This is a genomic window from Pseudoalteromonas rubra (genome assembly GCF_000238295.3).
GTDB classification, from domain to species: domain Bacteria; phylum Pseudomonadota; class Gammaproteobacteria; order Enterobacterales; family Alteromonadaceae; genus Pseudoalteromonas; species Pseudoalteromonas rubra.
On record NZ_AHCD03000026.1, the window covers coordinates 300,581 to 316,662 of the forward strand.

The window sequence follows — 16,082 nt, forward strand, 5'->3', positions numbered from 1 at the left end:
GGCACTGTAAAGTACGCGACCAATGCGATGAAAGAGCAGGTGAAGCGCTTGGGATACCCAGCATGTTTAGTTACACTAGAGCAAATTTAGCTCAAGTGAAAGGATAACCATGGCGACGCCTTACCGATTGGTCATGACGACCTGTGGCACACAAACTCAGGCGCGTGATATTGCCCGGCAGTTGGTGACAAATAAACAAGCAGCCTGTGTGAACATTTTGCCAAGCGTTGAGTCCATTTATATGTGGCAGGGCGAGGTTACTCAGGACAGCGAGTACAAGTTGATGATAAAAACCCATGTTGACTTTGTCACTGCTGTTATGGAGACCATTCACCGCCTGCATGCCTATGATGTACCTGAAATACAGGTCATCGAGGTTGGTGCAGGATCACGGGACTATTTTAACTGGATTGATGAGGTACTGAATTAATGCGAATGCTGACGCACTTTTTACCCAGCGGCATACTGGCCGTTTTTATCAGCCTATTTATGCTGATGAGCCCTGCCATTCAGGCAGCTGGCAATGCCACTGTGCTAGATAGCTTACTGGCGCCCAAGCAGCAAACGTTTTTACCGGTCGATGAGGCATTTAAATTTGACTTCGATCAACAGGGCAAAGTGCTCTTTACCGGCTGGGATATAGCCCCCGGCTACTACTTATATAAGAAGAAACTGGAGATCATTGCCAAAGGCGCTGACATCACTGTACCCGAATACAGCCAGGGTGAAATGATAGAAGATGAGTTTTTTGGTAAAACCGAAGTGTACTTTGACCAGTTTGCGGTGATCTCCCGACTCAGCAATATCACAGACGGTGCAGTAGTCAAAATACGTTACCAGGGCTGTGCCGAAGCGGGGCTATGCTACCCGCCAGAAGTGATTACTGTCCCTTTAACGGCCTTAGTCAGTGCCGATGATGATGCAACCCCACCCGCCACCAAAGCAACCAGCCAGCCGGATGTCTCCTCTGGTAATGACGACGACCTGAGCTTCACTGAACGTCTTGCACAGCAATCACTACTCACCAACCTGGCGGTCTTTTTTGCGGTTGGCGTGGGTCTGGCATTTACACCTTGTGTCTTCCCGATGTTTCCAATCCTGTCTAGCCTGATCGCCGGACAACAACATCTGTCGACTAAAAAAGCCTTTAGCCTGTCTTTTGTTTATGTTCAGGGTATGGCGGTAACTTATGCGGCGCTGGGTCTGGTCGTAGCCTATTTTGGTGGCCAGGTGCAGGGCTATCTGCAACATCCAGCGGTGTTGATAAGCTTTAGTTTACTGTTTGTGTTACTGGCCTTTGCGATGTTCGGCTGGTACGAAATCAAACTACCCAGCTCCATGATGAGCAAGCTGACTGAGATCAGTAATCAGCAAAGTGGCGGCAACTATGTCGGGGTGTTCTCCATGGGTGTGTTGTCAGGCTTGATTGCCTCACCATGTACCACGGCCCCTTTGTCTGCAGCCCTGCTTTATGTTGCTCAAAGTGGCGACTTTATGGTGGGCGGCCTGACACTGTACGCGCTAAGTCTGGGTATGGGTCTGCCGCTACTGTTGCTTGGTACCTCAGGTGGTAAGCTACTGCCTAAAGCCGGGGGCTGGATGGATCAGGTTAAAACCCTGTTCGGTTTTGTCATGCTGTTTGTACCTTTGATCCTGCTTGAGCGGATCCTCGACTTTAACATTATTCTGGGCATGGCATCAGTGCTGGCAGTTGCAACCGCTCTGTATTTGCATCACTGGCAAAGTGGACAGGCACAAGGTAAAGGTAAAACTGTACTCTGGGCAATGGCAACCAGCTTGTTTGTCGTCGGCTTACTCACCGCAAGAAGCGTGGTTTTTCCGGACACTAACACCGCCCCGGTCAGCATTGCGCAGAATGAAGACAAGCAAGATTTCCGACTGCTGGACGACCTGGCTGCACTGAACGTTGCAATCGAGCAAGCCAACAGCAAAGGTAAAATTGCCATGGTGGATCTGTATGCAGAATGGTGTGTGGCCTGTAAAGAGTTTGAAAAATACACTTTCCCAACTGAGCAGGTACAGACCCAGTTTGCCTACTTCGATACCTTAAAACTCGACCTGACCGAAAGTAACGACACCACCATAGAGATCATGGAAGCGTTTACCGTGTTCGGTCTGCCCAGTATTTTGTTCTTTGACGCGCAGGGCAATGAGATCCCCGAATTGCGTGTTACCGGGTTCCAGGACGCTGACGAGTTCGCCGCACATCTGGAAAAAGTACGTCAATACGTCCTGTAACCTGCCTTTTTAGCGAGTGTTCCGCTATCCAGACACAGAGGCCTGAAGATTTGCCTCTGTGTCTCGTCTCTTCTTATGCTGATTAGACCAGTATTTTGCTGCTATTTACCTTGAACTCTCTATAATAGTTCGCGAACGTGAGAAATATTTGCTATTTACTGTGCATACGCTTAAGTTAACAAGGTCTTTGCTAATAAAAGTCGCTTTGTTTTCTAAATAAAGGAATTTCATGCATTATGTCTACAAATTTAAAGATTTTAGTCCTGAATGGCCCAAACCTGAATATGCTGGGCCGACGTGAGCCGGATAAGTACGGCACCCGGACCTTAAAAGACATCATGCAGGACCTCACGCAGAGCGCAGTAAATTACGATGTTGAGCTGAGTCACTTTCAAAGCAATAGCGAAGCCGAGCTGATCGATCATATTCACGCACAATATGATCGTGTTGATTGCATCATTTTCAATCCGGCGGCATTTACGCACACCAGTATTGCGCTGAGAGATGCCTTATTGAGCGTCAGCATCCCGTTTTATGAAGTGCATTTATCAAATGTCTATGCACGCGAGCCCTTTCGTCACAAGTCCTACTTTTCGGATGTGGCGCAGGGGGTAATATGTGGATTAGGTGCGCTGGGCTACGAAGCGGCATTGATGGCCGCCGTAGCCAAGCTGCGCAAACAAGATAACTCAAATTAACTAACAGGCGGGTCAAGTTATGGATATTCGCAAGATCAAGAAACTTATCGAATTAGTAGAAGAATCAGGCATTGCAGAGCTGGAAATCACCGAAGGTGAAGAGTCTGTACGTATCAATCGTCACAGCAGCGCACCGGTTATTGCTCAGCCACAGCAGTACTCAGTACCAGCAGCAGCAGCGGCCCCAGCACCAGTAGCAGCACCAGCTGCGCCAGCCGCAGAAGCACCGGCAGCAGCAAACAACACGCCGGCTGGCCATCAGGTGAAGTCACCTATGGTTGGTACTTTCTACTCAGCTTCTTCACCAACGGCTGCTCCGTACGTAGAAGTAGGCTCACAAGTCAACGTAGGTGACACCCTGTGTATCGTTGAGGCGATGAAGATGATGAACCAAATTGAAGCTGATAAAGCCGGTGTTGTGAAGGCGATCCTGCTTGAGAATGGCGACGCGGTTGAGTTCGATCAACCTCTGTTCATCATCGAATAATGCCCCTGGAAGGTTAACACTATGCTAGATAAAGTAGTCATTGCAAACCGAGGCGAAATTGCGCTTCGCGTATTGCGTGCCTGCAAGGAGCTGGGGATTAAAACAGTTGCGGTCCATTCGACTGCCGACCGTGACCTCAAACACGTGCTACTTGCAGACGAAACCATTTGTATTGGTAAACCCGCCGCCAGTGAAAGTTACCTGGATATTCCACGCATCATTGCTGCAGCTGAAGTTACTGATGCCGTTGCCATTCACCCAGGCTACGGCTTCCTGTCTGAGAATGCAGATTTTGCCGATCAGGTTGAACAGAGCGGCTTTATCTTTATCGGTCCAAAGGGCGATACCATTCGTCTGATGGGTGATAAAGTGTCAGCGATTGAAGCAATGCGTAAAGCAGGCGTCCCTTGTGTACCAGGTTCAGATGGTCCGCTAACGGATGACAATGAGCGCAACGTACAGATCGCTAAGCGTATCGGTTACCCGGTGATCATCAAAGCTGCCGGTGGCGGTGGTGGTCGTGGTATGCGTGTTGTACGCTCTGAAGAAGAGCTACTTGACTCAATCGCACTGACGCAAACTGAAGCCCAACAGTTCTTTGGTAATGGCATGGTATACATGGAGAAATTCCTTGAAAACCCACGTCACATCGAAGTACAGGTACTGGCTGACGGACAAGGCAATGCTATCCACCTGGGTGAGCGCGATTGTTCAATGCAACGTCGTCACCAGAAGGTTGTGGAAGAAGCGCCGGCACCTGGTATTACTGCAGAAATGCGTAAGTTCATTGGTGATCGTTGTACGCGTGCATGTATTGAGATCGGCTATCGCGGTGCAGGTACCTTCGAATTCTTGTATGAAAATGGTGAATTCTACTTCATCGAGATGAACACGCGTATCCAGGTAGAGCACCCGGTGACTGAAATGGTGACTGGCGTCGACCTAATCAAAGAGCAGCTGAAAATTGCTGCGGGTCAACCCTTGTCTATCACTCAGGATGACGTTGTGATCCGCGGCCATGCGATTGAGTGTCGTATCAATGCTGAAGATCCGGACAGTTTCATTCCGTCTCCAGGCAAGATCACACGTTTCCACCCAGCCGGTGGATTGGGCATTCGCTGGGACAGCCATATCTATGCTGATTACACAGTCCCGCCGCATTACGACTCAATGATCGGTAAGCTGATCACTTACGGTGAAAACCGTGACGTGGCCATTGCCCGAGCGCGTAACGCTTTGAATGAACTTGTGATTGACGGTATTAAAACCAATACCCCGCTACACAAGAAAATTCTGGCGGACGAAAACTTCCAAAACGGTGGCACAAACATCCACTATCTGGAAAAGAAACTGGGCCTGTAAGCCCGTTTACGCAGGGGCCAATGTGCTCCTGCGTGTCTTACCTCCTCCAAGCCCTCACCTGGCCACTTTCAGAACTCACTCTGTATTTCTCATTGCATTAGGGCGTCTGTTCGGTCACTTTAAGACTATCACTTCTCTCATTCGCAGACTGGCTCTGTAAAAGGGAACCTTATGCCTTTAACCAGCTTTTTACGTTTGATCTGTTTAGCAGCAATCTGGGGCGGTTCATTTTTGTTTATGCGCATTGCCGCGCCGACCTTTGGCCCTGCTTATTTAATTGAATTCAGAGTGAGCTTTGCCGCACTGGCGTTGCTCGTGATAGCTTTATATCTGAAGCAATATTTGCACTTTCGCGCCCACGCCCGTCACTATTTTATTTTGGGTTTGCTCAATACCGCACTGCCCTTCGTGCTCTTTGCCTATGCGGCACAAACCCTGACGGTTTCTATGTTAGCCATTTTGAACGCCACGGCGGCCATCTGGGGCGCCTTAATCGCTTTTTTCTGGCACCGAACACCCCTTTCTATCAAATCCGTGATCGGCATGGTGCTGGGGATATGCGGCGTTGTCATCTTAGTTGGCTGGGACCAGACACTTATTTCAGAAAAGCTAATTTGGCCCGTCCTGGCAGGTGTACTGGCCGCAGTCAGTTACGGGGTTGCGAGCAACTATGCTAAAAATGCGCCCCAGATCCCCGCATTTGATAATGCCCATGGCAGCATGTGGGCCGCCGTCGTCTGGCTACTGCCACTGCTTCCTTTCATACCCATGCGGGCGGTGCCAGATAGTACAGAGATCTCTGCTGTACTCGCCTTGGGCGTGATCTGTACCGGCATTGCTTACTTATTATATTTTCGATTAATTTCAGAGGTAGGCGCGGCTTCTGCGCTATCGGTTACTTTCTTAATCCCCTTGTTTGGGATCATCTGGGGCTATTTGATATTAGACGAGCAGGTTGGGCTCAATACATTAGGCGGGATGGTGCTGGTATTAACGGGCACTATGTTGGTGACGGGTTTTTCACCCGCCACCTTGCAAGCAGAGCGCACTGCGCGCTCCCAGTGAAGCATATGGCTACTGAAAGACCACGTTTTCACTGCCCGGTAAGGGCTTAAAACGACTCAGTAGCTTTTCACAGTCTTCCAGGATCTGTGCTTCAAGACGCTCTTCAGCACGCCAGCGCTGCGCATCCATTTTGTAGATCTCTTTCTTGCTGTATTTTTTACGCGCTTCATGGGTTGGCATTTCTTTGACTTCTTCGTACATTTCATGCACACCCGGGTAACTCTGACTCAGCTCAATTTCCTCATCAAAGCTGTACTGAGACATCAGTACCCACACTCGCAAACAGCCCTCTGAGTACTCACACTGTTTCTGCTGCATCGCTTTGGCGATCAGGTTGATACTATCGGATAGCTTAGCATTTCGTTCCTGACGAGAACGCGCCAGCTTCTCTTTTTGCTCCTGCTGCAATTTTGCTATCGTGTCTTTCTGAACTTTCAGCTGCCACAGCAGCTTGCCGGCATAAAAGGCCAAACCGGCAATGATCAACGCGCCTACCACAATCGCGGCTATCCACATAGTTTAACGCTCCTCGTCTTCGTCTGTTAACCACTCATCAGCCAGATCATTGCTCATCCACTGATCCAGCTCATCTTCCTGAGCCATATCGGCTTCTTCAAACTCATCATCAATGCCCAGTAACTCACATAACGCCTGGTGACGAGCCACCGACTTATTGAAGTACTTGGCATCTTTGCCCGTCAGTAGCTCACCACGCTCATGACGCTCTAACAGCGCCATCAGGCGCTCATCATTTTCCAGCTGTCGCAGCTCTTCTTCTGGTGTTAATGTCACCTGCGCCACTTTCTTCAGCTCCACCTGAGGCTTCAGGTCACGATTTAACTTCGGCTGACTTGGCTGCTGAGACTGAGGGACCAGCGCAACAGGCTTTTTACTGCCCGCACGCGGATCCTTTTTACTGCCCGTGGTTTGACTCTCCTCCACTTTGGCTTCCTGTGCATTACGCGATCCAGGCTTTTTACCCTTATGCTTTTTAGAACGCTGATCTTTCAGTGCTCTGAGCTCCTGCAGCTTTTCTTTGCTGAGTCTGGGAGTACCTATATTACCCACTTTACGGGATTTTTTCTTTCTCGTCATACTAGTCTTTACTCATTCTTCGCTATCGCTTAGTCAAAATGATGACATCATTGCCGATCACTTCAACCTGGGTATTAAATTGCTCTGCAATATAGGCAAACGTCTCCCGGCTAAAAAACGCAATATGGGTTTGATCGTTTTTATAGTGCCAGGTTGCAAAGCGTGCCTGATCTATCACCAGTTTAGTCATCAATGCTAAAGGCGCACCAGGTTTCAACATGGTTAACAGCCTGCGCAGCACCGTGCCTGGCTGAGCCAGATGCTCAATCACTTCAGTACACGTGATAAAGTCATATTGGTGGTCCAGCACTTTGGGATCATCGGCATAGTATAAATCATAGACGGCCATCCGGTGTCCCGCCTCGGTCAGCATTTTTGCCAGTAAAGGGCCCGGACCACAGCCAAAGTCCAGCCCGGATTGCGCAGCTGGCAAGCGGGCACACAAGGGCTCAGCCAGTCGGGATAAAAACCGTCTGTAACCTGGATCCGTCAGGCTATTTTCATGGCTGTCGTAAATGGCTTTTTCCTGCTCAGCGCTCAATCGCTGTTCGGGGGAGACAGATACCAGCTTGCAGCGCTGACACTGCCAGTAGTCTCTAAATTTGTCCTGATGGTAATGCGTCAGTGAGTCGCCTTCACAAAGGCCACAACGCCATGACTGAGGATTTTGCAACTGAGATAAACCGAAATGCCTTAAAGGCTGTATTGTAACAGCAATCAATTAGTGAACAAATATGCACGAAAAAATAAAAAAGCGGCAGAGATTGCTCTCTACCGCTTACTAATCTGAGCGTCACAAACTGGACACTTCTCCCTTCGACTTTTAAGTCATTGTTATTTTTATTGTGGTATCTTCCGTTTTGTTTTTGTTGTCACTTCCGTGAACACTTTCCATATTGTTATTGTTATCAAACTTCCAATGCATTTTTTATTGTCGGTCTTCCTGACGCTTTCTTAATCATCCTGTGTATTCACAACTGAATACTTAACTCTGCCACCGACGCTTCCGATACGAATTGTCCCTGTTTTTGTATTATCTGGCGACAACGAATAATCTACGCCGATCTGAAACAGTTACAACTAAACAATAACAAAATTATTACCTGAATATTTTGAAACAACATCAAATCAATTTTATTACAATAGGTTACAACTGAACACAAAATGAAATTAAGTCAAGTCGTACAGATCGTATAGGTACATATCCTACATCATCACTGAGATATATCTCACAATCCAAGATCAAAAAAAGGCAGCTCAGTTGCTGCCTTTTTTACAATACCCAACGTTTACACTGGGTTAGTTTTTCGTCTATACGACTTTAGTGCAGGCCACCCAAGTACTTAGATAATACTTCGATGTCTTTGTCAGTCAGTTTCTTTGCGATATCGCTCATCATACCGTTTGGATCGTTGTTACGATCGCCACTGCGGAACTTTTCAAGTTGTGCCTTGATGTACTCAGGGTGCTGGAATGAGATTTTCGGGAACTTGGACAGTGACGTACCGTTACCACGTGGACCGTGACACGCTGCACAAGACGGAATACCGCGCTCAGCATCACCGGCAGTGTAAAGCTTCTGGCCAACTTCTACCACATCCTCTGGTGTAGTACCCGAAGACATTGGCAGAGACGCAAAGTATGCAGACAGATCTTTCATGTCCTGATCAGACAGTGGCATTGCCATACCGCTCATCACAGGATCCATACGCCCTTCTTTACCACCAGACGTCATACCTAGCTTGAACTCTTTCAGTTGCTTATAAAGGTAGTCGGCGTGTTGGCCGGCGATTTTCGGATACATAGTAACAGGAGCATTGCCATCCGGACCGTGACACGCCGCACAGGTTGCAGCTTTTGCTTTACCGGCTTGCGCATCGCCATCAAATGCCGCGACGTTGCTGGCTGACAAGGACCCTAGCAACATAGTTAAAGTTAATGCTATTTTTTTCATGGTAAATTCTCTGTTTCCGACCCTGTAATTTTGACCCCAGCCGAAAAAGCCTCGTTTCTTTTACTGCGTGGGCAAATCTTATTTGAGACCGACTGACCAAGCTTGCTAAATGTGCACTAATTGGCACAGCCAAAGTCAACGGACTCGAGTTTTACGTTGCAATTGCTACATTCTACACGATATTAATTTCTCTGGCACGTTTTCTGCTCACATTAAGCCCATAAATTATAGGGATTTGACCTGGATTAAGTTTCCCATCCAGGGCATAGCGTAAAAACTCACCCAGGGTGAAGATTTTATCGGCTTTTGCTTTAGCAACCAAGTATAATAAAATAGACAATAATGAGATCAATCCCCTTGAGGAGTCGAAGTGCTAAAATCCCGCATGCCGTATAACCGTGCTCAGTTTGTAACGAGTGCCCCAGATATTTCCCGTTTACCCGCCGATACCGGTATTGAAGTAGCGTTTGCTGGACGCTCCAATGCGGGAAAATCCAGTGCACTGAATGCTCTGACTGATCAGAAACTGGCACGGACCAGTAAAACGCCGGGCCGTACTCAGCTCATTAATACTTTCTCGCTGGACGAAGACAAGCGCCTGATTGACCTACCCGGTTACGGCTTTGCAAAAGTACCGCTTGAAATGAAAAAGAAATGGCAAAAATCACTGGGCGAATACCTGCAAAAACGACAGAGTTTGAAAGGTATCGTGGTGTTGATGGATATCCGTCACCCACTGAAAGACCTGGATATGGACTTGATCAACTGGGCCGCTGGTAGCGACATTCCGGTGCTGGCGCTGTTAACTAAAGCCGATAAACTCAAGCAAGGTAAGCGTAAAGCAGAGGTACTACAGGTACGCAAAGCACTGGCAGAGCTCAATGCCGATATCACCGTTCATGCGTTTTCGTCGCTCAAAGGTCTGGGGCTCAAAGAACTAGCCTGGCAGCTGGACGACTGGTTCCTGGGGCCATACGTCAAAGAAGAAGCAGAGCAGGATACCCCATCGGCTTAATAGACTCACAGGCTACGTCCCTGACGTAGCCTAGCCAATCACAAATGACGTATTTGCCGACGTCAACACAAACTCGTCACCGCGAGACTGAGCCAACTCAGCCCATTGATAATAGACCGAACGACTAATGCGTGCAGACAAACCATAGTTGAGCATCAAATACGGGACTGGCTGACCCTGATAGGGTTTAAGCACCAAGGGAAACTCGCTGCAAACAGGCCATAACCGGCCCAGATTATCCTGTGCGATTAAAGTCGTCGACAAGCCCAAGGTTGGCGCCAGGTCGCAATACTGCCAGCTCACAATCACAAAGGGGCTATCAGCGACTTTTACCGGGCACGTTTCAGCGGGTGATTTGAGCAGGTACTGGCCCTTCTCATAACACAACACACTGGCGAACAGCCTGACCAACCCTGCTCGGCTGATCGGCGCGCCGTCGTGAAACCAGCGACCTTGTGCATCAATTTCAAACGCGCCGACGCCACATTCATCCGCATGCCAGCGCCCGGTTGGGGCATGCTGCGTAACATAATGCTCGATCAGCGCCTCAGTCTTACTCACTGAACACCAGGTTAAACGTGACAGGTACCGCAGTAGCAATGGTATTCAGGCCGGCAACCTTGCGCAGCGCTTCGATACCTACATCCAGACCAAAATCGCGGCTGTTGATCAGTACGGCACGCAATGGGGTCACCTGAAGTTGCTGAGCACCTTTGTTGACCACCAAATCAACATTCAATGTCGCAACCTGGCCATGCAAAGCAAGCGTAACGGGCACTTTACGAAGGATCTGCACACCCGGCTTTAACGCTTTTAAATGCTGACTGACATTCGCCGTGATCTGCGCTTCAGGAAATTTAGCCACGTTAAACAACATTTTTTGCATGCGCTCATTGCGAATTGGGATAAGGCTTTCAATGCTGCTCAGATCTAATCGCAGATCCAGCTCGCCAGCTTTATTAATAGAGCCTGTCAGTTGTTTAAAATGGTGGTTTTCGGCAACACTACCCGCCTTAATTGAGGTAAAACTCACATCGCTGTGTGTTGCATCCAGTTGCCATGCCTGGGCAAACTGAGCGGACAAGCCAAGAACAGAGAAAAGAAAAGGTTTAAGCATGACGTATTCCTTGAGAATGAAAACGCTCATATTAACTGTATATCTTGAACAGATGCAATGGCGGTGTCCCTAATAATGGCCTGACTTCTGGCGAGGTTATTTGCAAATTCCGGGATGAAATAAAGAAAGAAAAATCGGCTCGCACCATTCACATTGCGAGCCGTTATAGCAATCTGGGGAGAAGCTATCAATACACTGTATCTTCACTAGGAGAGATACATCATCAACAGGATGTCCTACAGGAAGAGGACGCGCGCACTGTAGCAAATCACTTGGGGGAAATAAACCATCAAAAGCAAGTTATGCGCCAATTTGATATTTTTTAAACATCAGGCTGCGCATTTTTACCTCTGAGTTACACCAGATACATTTGCAAGGCCCGCCATTACTGGGATCTGAGCAATAAAAAACACGGCCGGGGCCGTGTTTTTTTACCAAAGAGGGAGGTTAGTGGGCTTGTTCCCAGTTGTCGCCATGGTCAGCTTCTACCAGTAACGGAACATCCAGCTCGGCAGCTTCACTCATCAGCTGACACACATGTTCACTAAACTGCGCCACTTTGTCGGCTTTAACTTCAAAGACCAATTCATCGTGTACCTGCATCAGCAGTTTAATGTCACAGTCCTGTTGTGTTGCCAGCCACTGAGCCACTTTGATCATGGCCTTTTTAATGATGTCTGCCGCGGTGCCCTGCATCGGGGCATTAATTGCAGCGCGTTCAGCCGCTTTACGACGCGCACCATTGCGAGCTTTAATATCAGGCAGATACAAGCGTCGGCCAAAGAGGGTTTCAACATAGCCCTGATCGGCTGCCTTCTCGCGTGTTGATTCCATGTACTCCAATACACCCGGGAAGCGCTCAAAGTACTTATCCATATAATGCTGTGCTTCGTGACGCGGAATATCCAGCTGTCTGGCCAGGCCAAATGCGCTCATGCCGTAGATCAGTCCGAAGTTCACCGCCTTGGCTTTGCGACGCATGTCTGACGTCACGTCTTCGAGCGGCACAGAGAAAACCTCTGAAGCGGTTGCACTGTGAACATCTTTGCCCTCAGCAAACGCTTTCAGCAGGCCTGCATCCTGAGACAGATGTGCCATGATCCGCAGTTCAATCTGACTGTAGTCCGCCGCCATGATCACATGGTCCTGATCTGCCACAAAGGCCTGACGAATGCGACGTCCGGCTTCGTTGCGGATTGGAATGTTCTGCAAATTTGGATCCGTCGAGCTAAGTCGGCCTGTTGCCGTCACGGCCTGATGATACGAAGTGTGCACACGCTGTGTCTGTGCATTAACCATCTTAGGTAGCTTGTCGGTATAGGTCGATTTCAGTTTGGCCAGACCACGGTGCTCGATGATCAGTTTCGGCAGCGGGTAATCATGGGCCAGCTCCTGCAAGACTTCTTCCGCTGTCGACGGGGCACCTTTGGGTGTTTTCTTCAATACGGGCAGTTCAAGTTTATCGAACAAAATTGCCTGCAGCTGCTTGGTAGAACTGAGGTTAAACTCTTCCCCGGCGAGTTCGAAAGCTTCCTGTTCCAGCTCTTTAAGTCGCGTTTCAATGGTGTGACTTTGCTGCGCCAGCATATTGCTGTCGATTTTAACACCGGTGCGTTCAATCTCAGACAATACACCGACCAAGGGCAACTCGATCTCTTCAAAGACACTAACCAGCGTCGGATGTTGCTGTAATTGCGGCCATAAGTGCTGGTGCAGTCGCAAGGTAATGTCGGCATCTTCAGCGGCATAAGGCGCCGCTTTATCAAGCTCAATCTGGTTAAAGGTCAGCTGGTTTTTACCTTTACCGGCAATCTCTTCAAAACTGATATTTTTATGACCCAGATACTTCAGTGCCAGCGAGTCCATATCATGGCGCGTGCCCACACTATTGAAGACGTAAGACTCCAGCATAGTGTCAAAGGCAATACCATTGAGCTCCAGTCCAGCACGTGCCAATACGCTTTTGTCGTATTTGAGGTTTTGCCCGACCTTTTTACAGTTAGGATCCGCCAGGATCGGACCAATCAGCTCAAACACCAACGCCTTATCCAGCTGTTCAGGTGCGCCCATATAGTCGTGACCCAGCGGCAGATACGCAGCTTCACCTGCGGCAACAGCAAAGCTCATGCCGACCAGCTCAGCCTGCATATAGTCCAGGCTGGTGGTTTCAGTATCAAAGGCAAACAGTTCAGCGTCACGTAACTTGTCCAGCCAGCGATCCAGTTGTGCTCGCTCCAGGATAGTCTCATACGCAACCTCAACCGGTGGCGTCACCAATGACGCTTGTTCAGTATCAGCGGCCGTTTCTGGTGCACTTTGACCATCCAGCAACTCTGCAAGCCAGCGTTTGAACTCACACTGTCCATACAGCGCGATCAACTGATCTTTATCCATCTCCTGGATCTTGAACTGTTCCAGGTCCTGCTCAACTTCACAGTCCAGCTTGATGGTCGCCAATTCGTAGGATAATTTAAGCTGTGCTTCATTTTCGGTCAGCTTTTTCGACATGGTCTTAGAGCCACGGAAACCCAGATCCGCAATTTTATCCAGGTTAGCGTAAAGCTCGTCAATCGACCCCAGCCCCTGAAGCATCGCCAGCGCCGTTTTTTCACCCACGCCAGGTACGCCCGGGATGTTATCTACTTTGTCGCCCATCAGCGCCAGATAGTCGATGATCAATTCCGGTCCAATGCCAAATTTATCCACCACCCCTTGTGGGTCCAAAATGGTGTTAGTCATGGTATTGATCAGAGTCACATGCTCATTGACCAGCTGAGCCATGTCTTTATCACCAGTGCTGATCAGCACATGTCTTTGTTGCTCAGACGCCAAACGGGAAAAGGTGCCAATGACATCATCCGCCTCTACCCCTTCAATACTGACCAGGGGCAGGCCCATGGCACGAATAATATCGTGGATCGGCGCGATCTGGGTGCGCAGATCATCCGGCATGGGTGGACGATGTGCTTTATATTCACTGTACATCTCATTTCTGAAAGTCGGCCCTTTGGCATCAAACACCACCACCATATGGCTGGGCTGATATTGCTTGAGCAAGCTTTTCAGCATGTTGATGACACCATAGATGGCGCCTGTGGCTTCTCCTTTTGAGTTAGTCAGGTGCGGTGGCGCATGATACGCGCGAAATAAGTACGACGAACCATCGACCAGGATCAGCGGGTTTTCAGGGATCTGAGACATAGTTATTGGGATCCTAAAATTGGAAGTTTTAAATCTGGGTTAGCATGCCATAAGGGCGAGCATAAAACGAGTCTGATACAATCCAAAACGGCTCATGAAAAATGGGGATGGCCTGTGGATAACTTTGTAGATAAACAGGGGCTATCGGCCCAAATCTCAAAAAAAGATTTAGGATAGGTATGTAAAACAATGAATATAAAAGGAAATTTCTTTTTACTCTTTTATATGCTTTAAGCTAAGATTGTGGACAGTGACTTTGGAGTCAGTTTACAGCCAGTGATTGAGTGGCTATAAATTCACCGCTTTTCCTCAGGCGGAGGCGTATACTAACACAAACGATCAAAGATCAAAGCAGATCCTTTATATTTTTTTCTTACTAGCGTAATGACAAAATTGCATATATTGAAATTTAAAGACCTTAAAAGGAGATCCCGATGAAACAAGTAGCGATCATTTTAAGCGGTTGTGGCGTCTTTGACGGTGCTGAGATCCATGAATCCGTACTCACTATGCTGCACCTAGAACGCCAGGGCGCCCGTTATCAGTGCTTTGCACCGGACATTGAGCAGCATCATGTGATCAACCACCTCACCGGCGAAGAGCAGGATGAGCAACGCAATGTTCGGGTAGAAGCAGCACGCATTGCCCGTGGCGACGTGGCATCACTGGATACACTCGATGCCAGTGCCTTTGACGCACTGATCTTACCCGGCGGCTTTGGTGTAGCCAAAAACCTCTCTGATTTTGCTTTTAAAGGTGCGCAATCCAGCGTTCTGGCTGCAGTCAAAGAAAGTTGTCAGGCTTTTAACCAACTCGGAAAACCCATTGCTTATTTATGTATTGCACCTGCGCTGATTGGTCATATCCATCCTGCAGGCACGCTGGCTACCATAGGCAATGATGAGGCCACTGCTCAGGCAGTTGAAGCCTTGGGGGCCAGCCACGTGAATTGTGGTGTCGCTGATATCGTGGTCGATGATACACACAAAGTGATCAGTACACCGGCCTATATGCTGGCAGGCTCTATCAGTGAAGCATCCACAGGCATTGAAAAGGCTGTGCAAAAGCTACTTGAGTTCGCGTAAGCCGAAGGTAGGCGGTGACATGCCGCCTACTCTGCGCTTCATGCTCAAAAAAGCAGCAGAACAGCTAAACTCCTCCTTACTTAACCCAGCGATTTTTTGCCCTAACGCAATAAATTTTATTTTTTAGTCGCTTATAATCAAGTTTACGTTTTATAAATTAGTTGGTGACGTTATAATCGGCTTAATTCCGTCATCCATCGTGATAGATCACGTTCAATTTGAAGTGAGCAAGGTAAATGAAGAAACTTTCAGCAGCACTGTTATTGCTATCTACTGCGGCAATCGCACAGCCATTCGACAATTCTTTAACTGAAGAAGCGATCAAAAAGCGTCTTGAGCCTGTCGGCTCGGTCTACTTGGCGGGTGCCGAAGATACTGCTGCAGCGGCCCCTACAGGCCCACGTACAGGCGAGCAAGTATATCAAGCTTCCTGTTTCGCTTGTCATGGCACGGGCGCACTGGGTGCACCTAAAACAGCTGATGACTGGGCACCACGTCTTGCTAAAGGCAACGACGTACTGCTAGACCACGCAATCAATGGCTTTAATGCCATGCCTCCTCGTGGTACGTGTATGGACTGTAGCGATGACGAGATTGCAGCAGCCATCGATTTTATGATTAAGTAAATAATCATCGCTTGGGGATGGTAATACATCCCCTTCAATAGGCGCCTCTTGTCGCAAAGTTCACGACAAATATCACCATATTGTTATTAAAATTTTGCACTTGACCCCTCATTGTAAA

The 16,082-nt window shown here is 48.5% G+C and carries 16 protein-coding genes; 9 read left to right on the forward strand and 7 right to left on the reverse strand.

The window, feature by feature from the left end; all coding sequences use genetic code 11:
* The first annotated feature begins 109 nt into the window (after window positions 1-109).
* From cutA to PRUB_RS03985, 6 genes are all read left to right on the forward strand, one after another.
* Window positions 110-430 (forward strand): divalent-cation tolerance protein CutA, encoded by a 321-nt coding sequence (cutA, locus tag PRUB_RS03960; protein ID WP_010383742.1) that lies wholly within the window; start codon window positions 110-112, stop codon window positions 428-430.
* On the forward strand, window positions 430-2,259 hold the full coding sequence (locus PRUB_RS03965; RefSeq protein ID WP_010383743.1) for a protein-disulfide reductase DsbD: 1,830 nt from the start codon (window positions 430-432) through the stop codon (window positions 2,257-2,259). The genes cutA and PRUB_RS03965 overlap by 1 nt, the downstream gene beginning before the upstream one ends.
* Before the next feature lie 236 nt (window positions 2,260-2,495).
* Window positions 2,496-2,957 carry a type II 3-dehydroquinate dehydratase gene (aroQ, locus tag PRUB_RS03970; RefSeq protein WP_010383744.1) on the forward strand — a complete coding sequence of 154 codons (462 nt, stop codon included), beginning with the start codon at window positions 2,496-2,498 and terminating at the stop codon, window positions 2,955-2,957.
* A gap of 19 nt (window positions 2,958-2,976) precedes the next feature.
* Entirely contained in the window at window positions 2,977-3,444 is a 468-nt protein-coding gene (gene accB / locus PRUB_RS03975; protein WP_010383745.1) for an acetyl-CoA carboxylase biotin carboxyl carrier protein, read from the forward strand.
* A gap of 21 nt (window positions 3,445-3,465) precedes the next feature.
* Entirely contained in the window at window positions 3,466-4,806 is a 1,341-nt protein-coding gene (gene accC / locus PRUB_RS03980) for an acetyl-CoA carboxylase biotin carboxylase subunit (protein WP_010383746.1), read from the forward strand.
* 171 nt (window positions 4,807-4,977) lie between these two features.
* Window positions 4,978-5,871 (forward strand): DMT family transporter, encoded by an 894-nt coding sequence (locus PRUB_RS03985; protein WP_010383748.1) that lies wholly within the window; start codon window positions 4,978-4,980, stop codon window positions 5,869-5,871.
* 9 nt (window positions 5,872-5,880) lie between these two features.
* Here PRUB_RS03985 and PRUB_RS03990 read toward each other — a convergent pair whose 3' ends face one another.
* From PRUB_RS03990 to PRUB_RS04005, 4 genes are all read right to left on the reverse strand, one after another.
* Window positions 5,881-6,387: a DUF2489 domain-containing protein gene (locus tag PRUB_RS03990; protein ID WP_010383749.1), complete on the reverse strand. Its 507-nt coding sequence runs from the start codon at window positions 6,385-6,387 to the stop codon at window positions 5,881-5,883.
* Between the two features lie 3 nt (window positions 6,388-6,390).
* The gene (gene yihI, locus PRUB_RS03995; protein ID WP_010383750.1) at window positions 6,391-6,966 is read right to left on the reverse strand and encodes a Der GTPase-activating protein YihI; all 576 of its coding nucleotides are present in this window, start codon (window positions 6,964-6,966) and stop codon (window positions 6,391-6,393) included.
* 22 nt (window positions 6,967-6,988) lie between these two features.
* Window positions 6,989-7,639: a class I SAM-dependent methyltransferase gene (locus tag PRUB_RS04000; protein ID WP_010383751.1), complete on the reverse strand. Its 651-nt coding sequence runs from the start codon at window positions 7,637-7,639 to the stop codon at window positions 6,989-6,991.
* A 648-nt stretch (window positions 7,640-8,287) separates the two neighbouring features.
* Window positions 8,288-8,920, reverse strand: coding sequence for a c-type cytochrome (locus PRUB_RS04005; protein ID WP_010383752.1), 633 nt, complete (start codon window positions 8,918-8,920; stop codon window positions 8,288-8,290).
* 370 nt (window positions 8,921-9,290) lie between these two features.
* On the opposite strand from PRUB_RS04005, the gene yihA reads away from it, so the two are divergent.
* A complete protein-coding gene (gene yihA, locus PRUB_RS04010) occupies window positions 9,291-9,935 on the forward strand; it encodes a ribosome biogenesis GTP-binding protein YihA/YsxC (protein ID WP_040644572.1) in 645 nt (214 codons plus the stop codon).
* Window positions 9,936-9,965: 30 nt separating this feature from the next.
* On the opposite strand, the gene PRUB_RS04015 is transcribed toward yihA, so the two are convergent.
* The 3 genes from PRUB_RS04015 to polA form a co-directional block, all read right to left on the reverse strand.
* A complete protein-coding gene (locus PRUB_RS04015) occupies window positions 9,966-10,496 on the reverse strand; it encodes a DUF1285 domain-containing protein (RefSeq protein WP_010383754.1) in 531 nt (176 codons plus the stop codon).
* Window positions 10,489-11,052 (reverse strand): YceI family protein, encoded by a 564-nt coding sequence (locus PRUB_RS04020; RefSeq protein ID WP_010383755.1) that lies wholly within the window; start codon window positions 11,050-11,052, stop codon window positions 10,489-10,491. The genes PRUB_RS04015 and PRUB_RS04020 overlap by 8 nt, the downstream gene beginning before the upstream one ends.
* A gap of 447 nt (window positions 11,053-11,499) precedes the next feature.
* Window positions 11,500-14,253 (reverse strand): DNA polymerase I, encoded by a 2,754-nt coding sequence (gene polA, locus PRUB_RS04025; RefSeq protein WP_010383757.1) that lies wholly within the window; start codon window positions 14,251-14,253, stop codon window positions 11,500-11,502.
* A 434-nt stretch (window positions 14,254-14,687) separates the two neighbouring features.
* Between polA and elbB the strand changes: the two genes are divergently transcribed.
* Window positions 14,688-15,338, forward strand: coding sequence for an isoprenoid biosynthesis glyoxalase ElbB (gene elbB / locus PRUB_RS04030; protein ID WP_010383758.1), 651 nt, complete (start codon window positions 14,688-14,690; stop codon window positions 15,336-15,338).
* 236 nt (window positions 15,339-15,574) lie between these two features.
* Window positions 15,575-15,964 carry a c-type cytochrome gene (locus PRUB_RS04035; protein ID WP_010383759.1) on the forward strand — a complete coding sequence of 130 codons (390 nt, stop codon included), beginning with the start codon at window positions 15,575-15,577 and terminating at the stop codon, window positions 15,962-15,964.
* Window positions 15,965-16,082 lie beyond the last annotated feature (118 nt).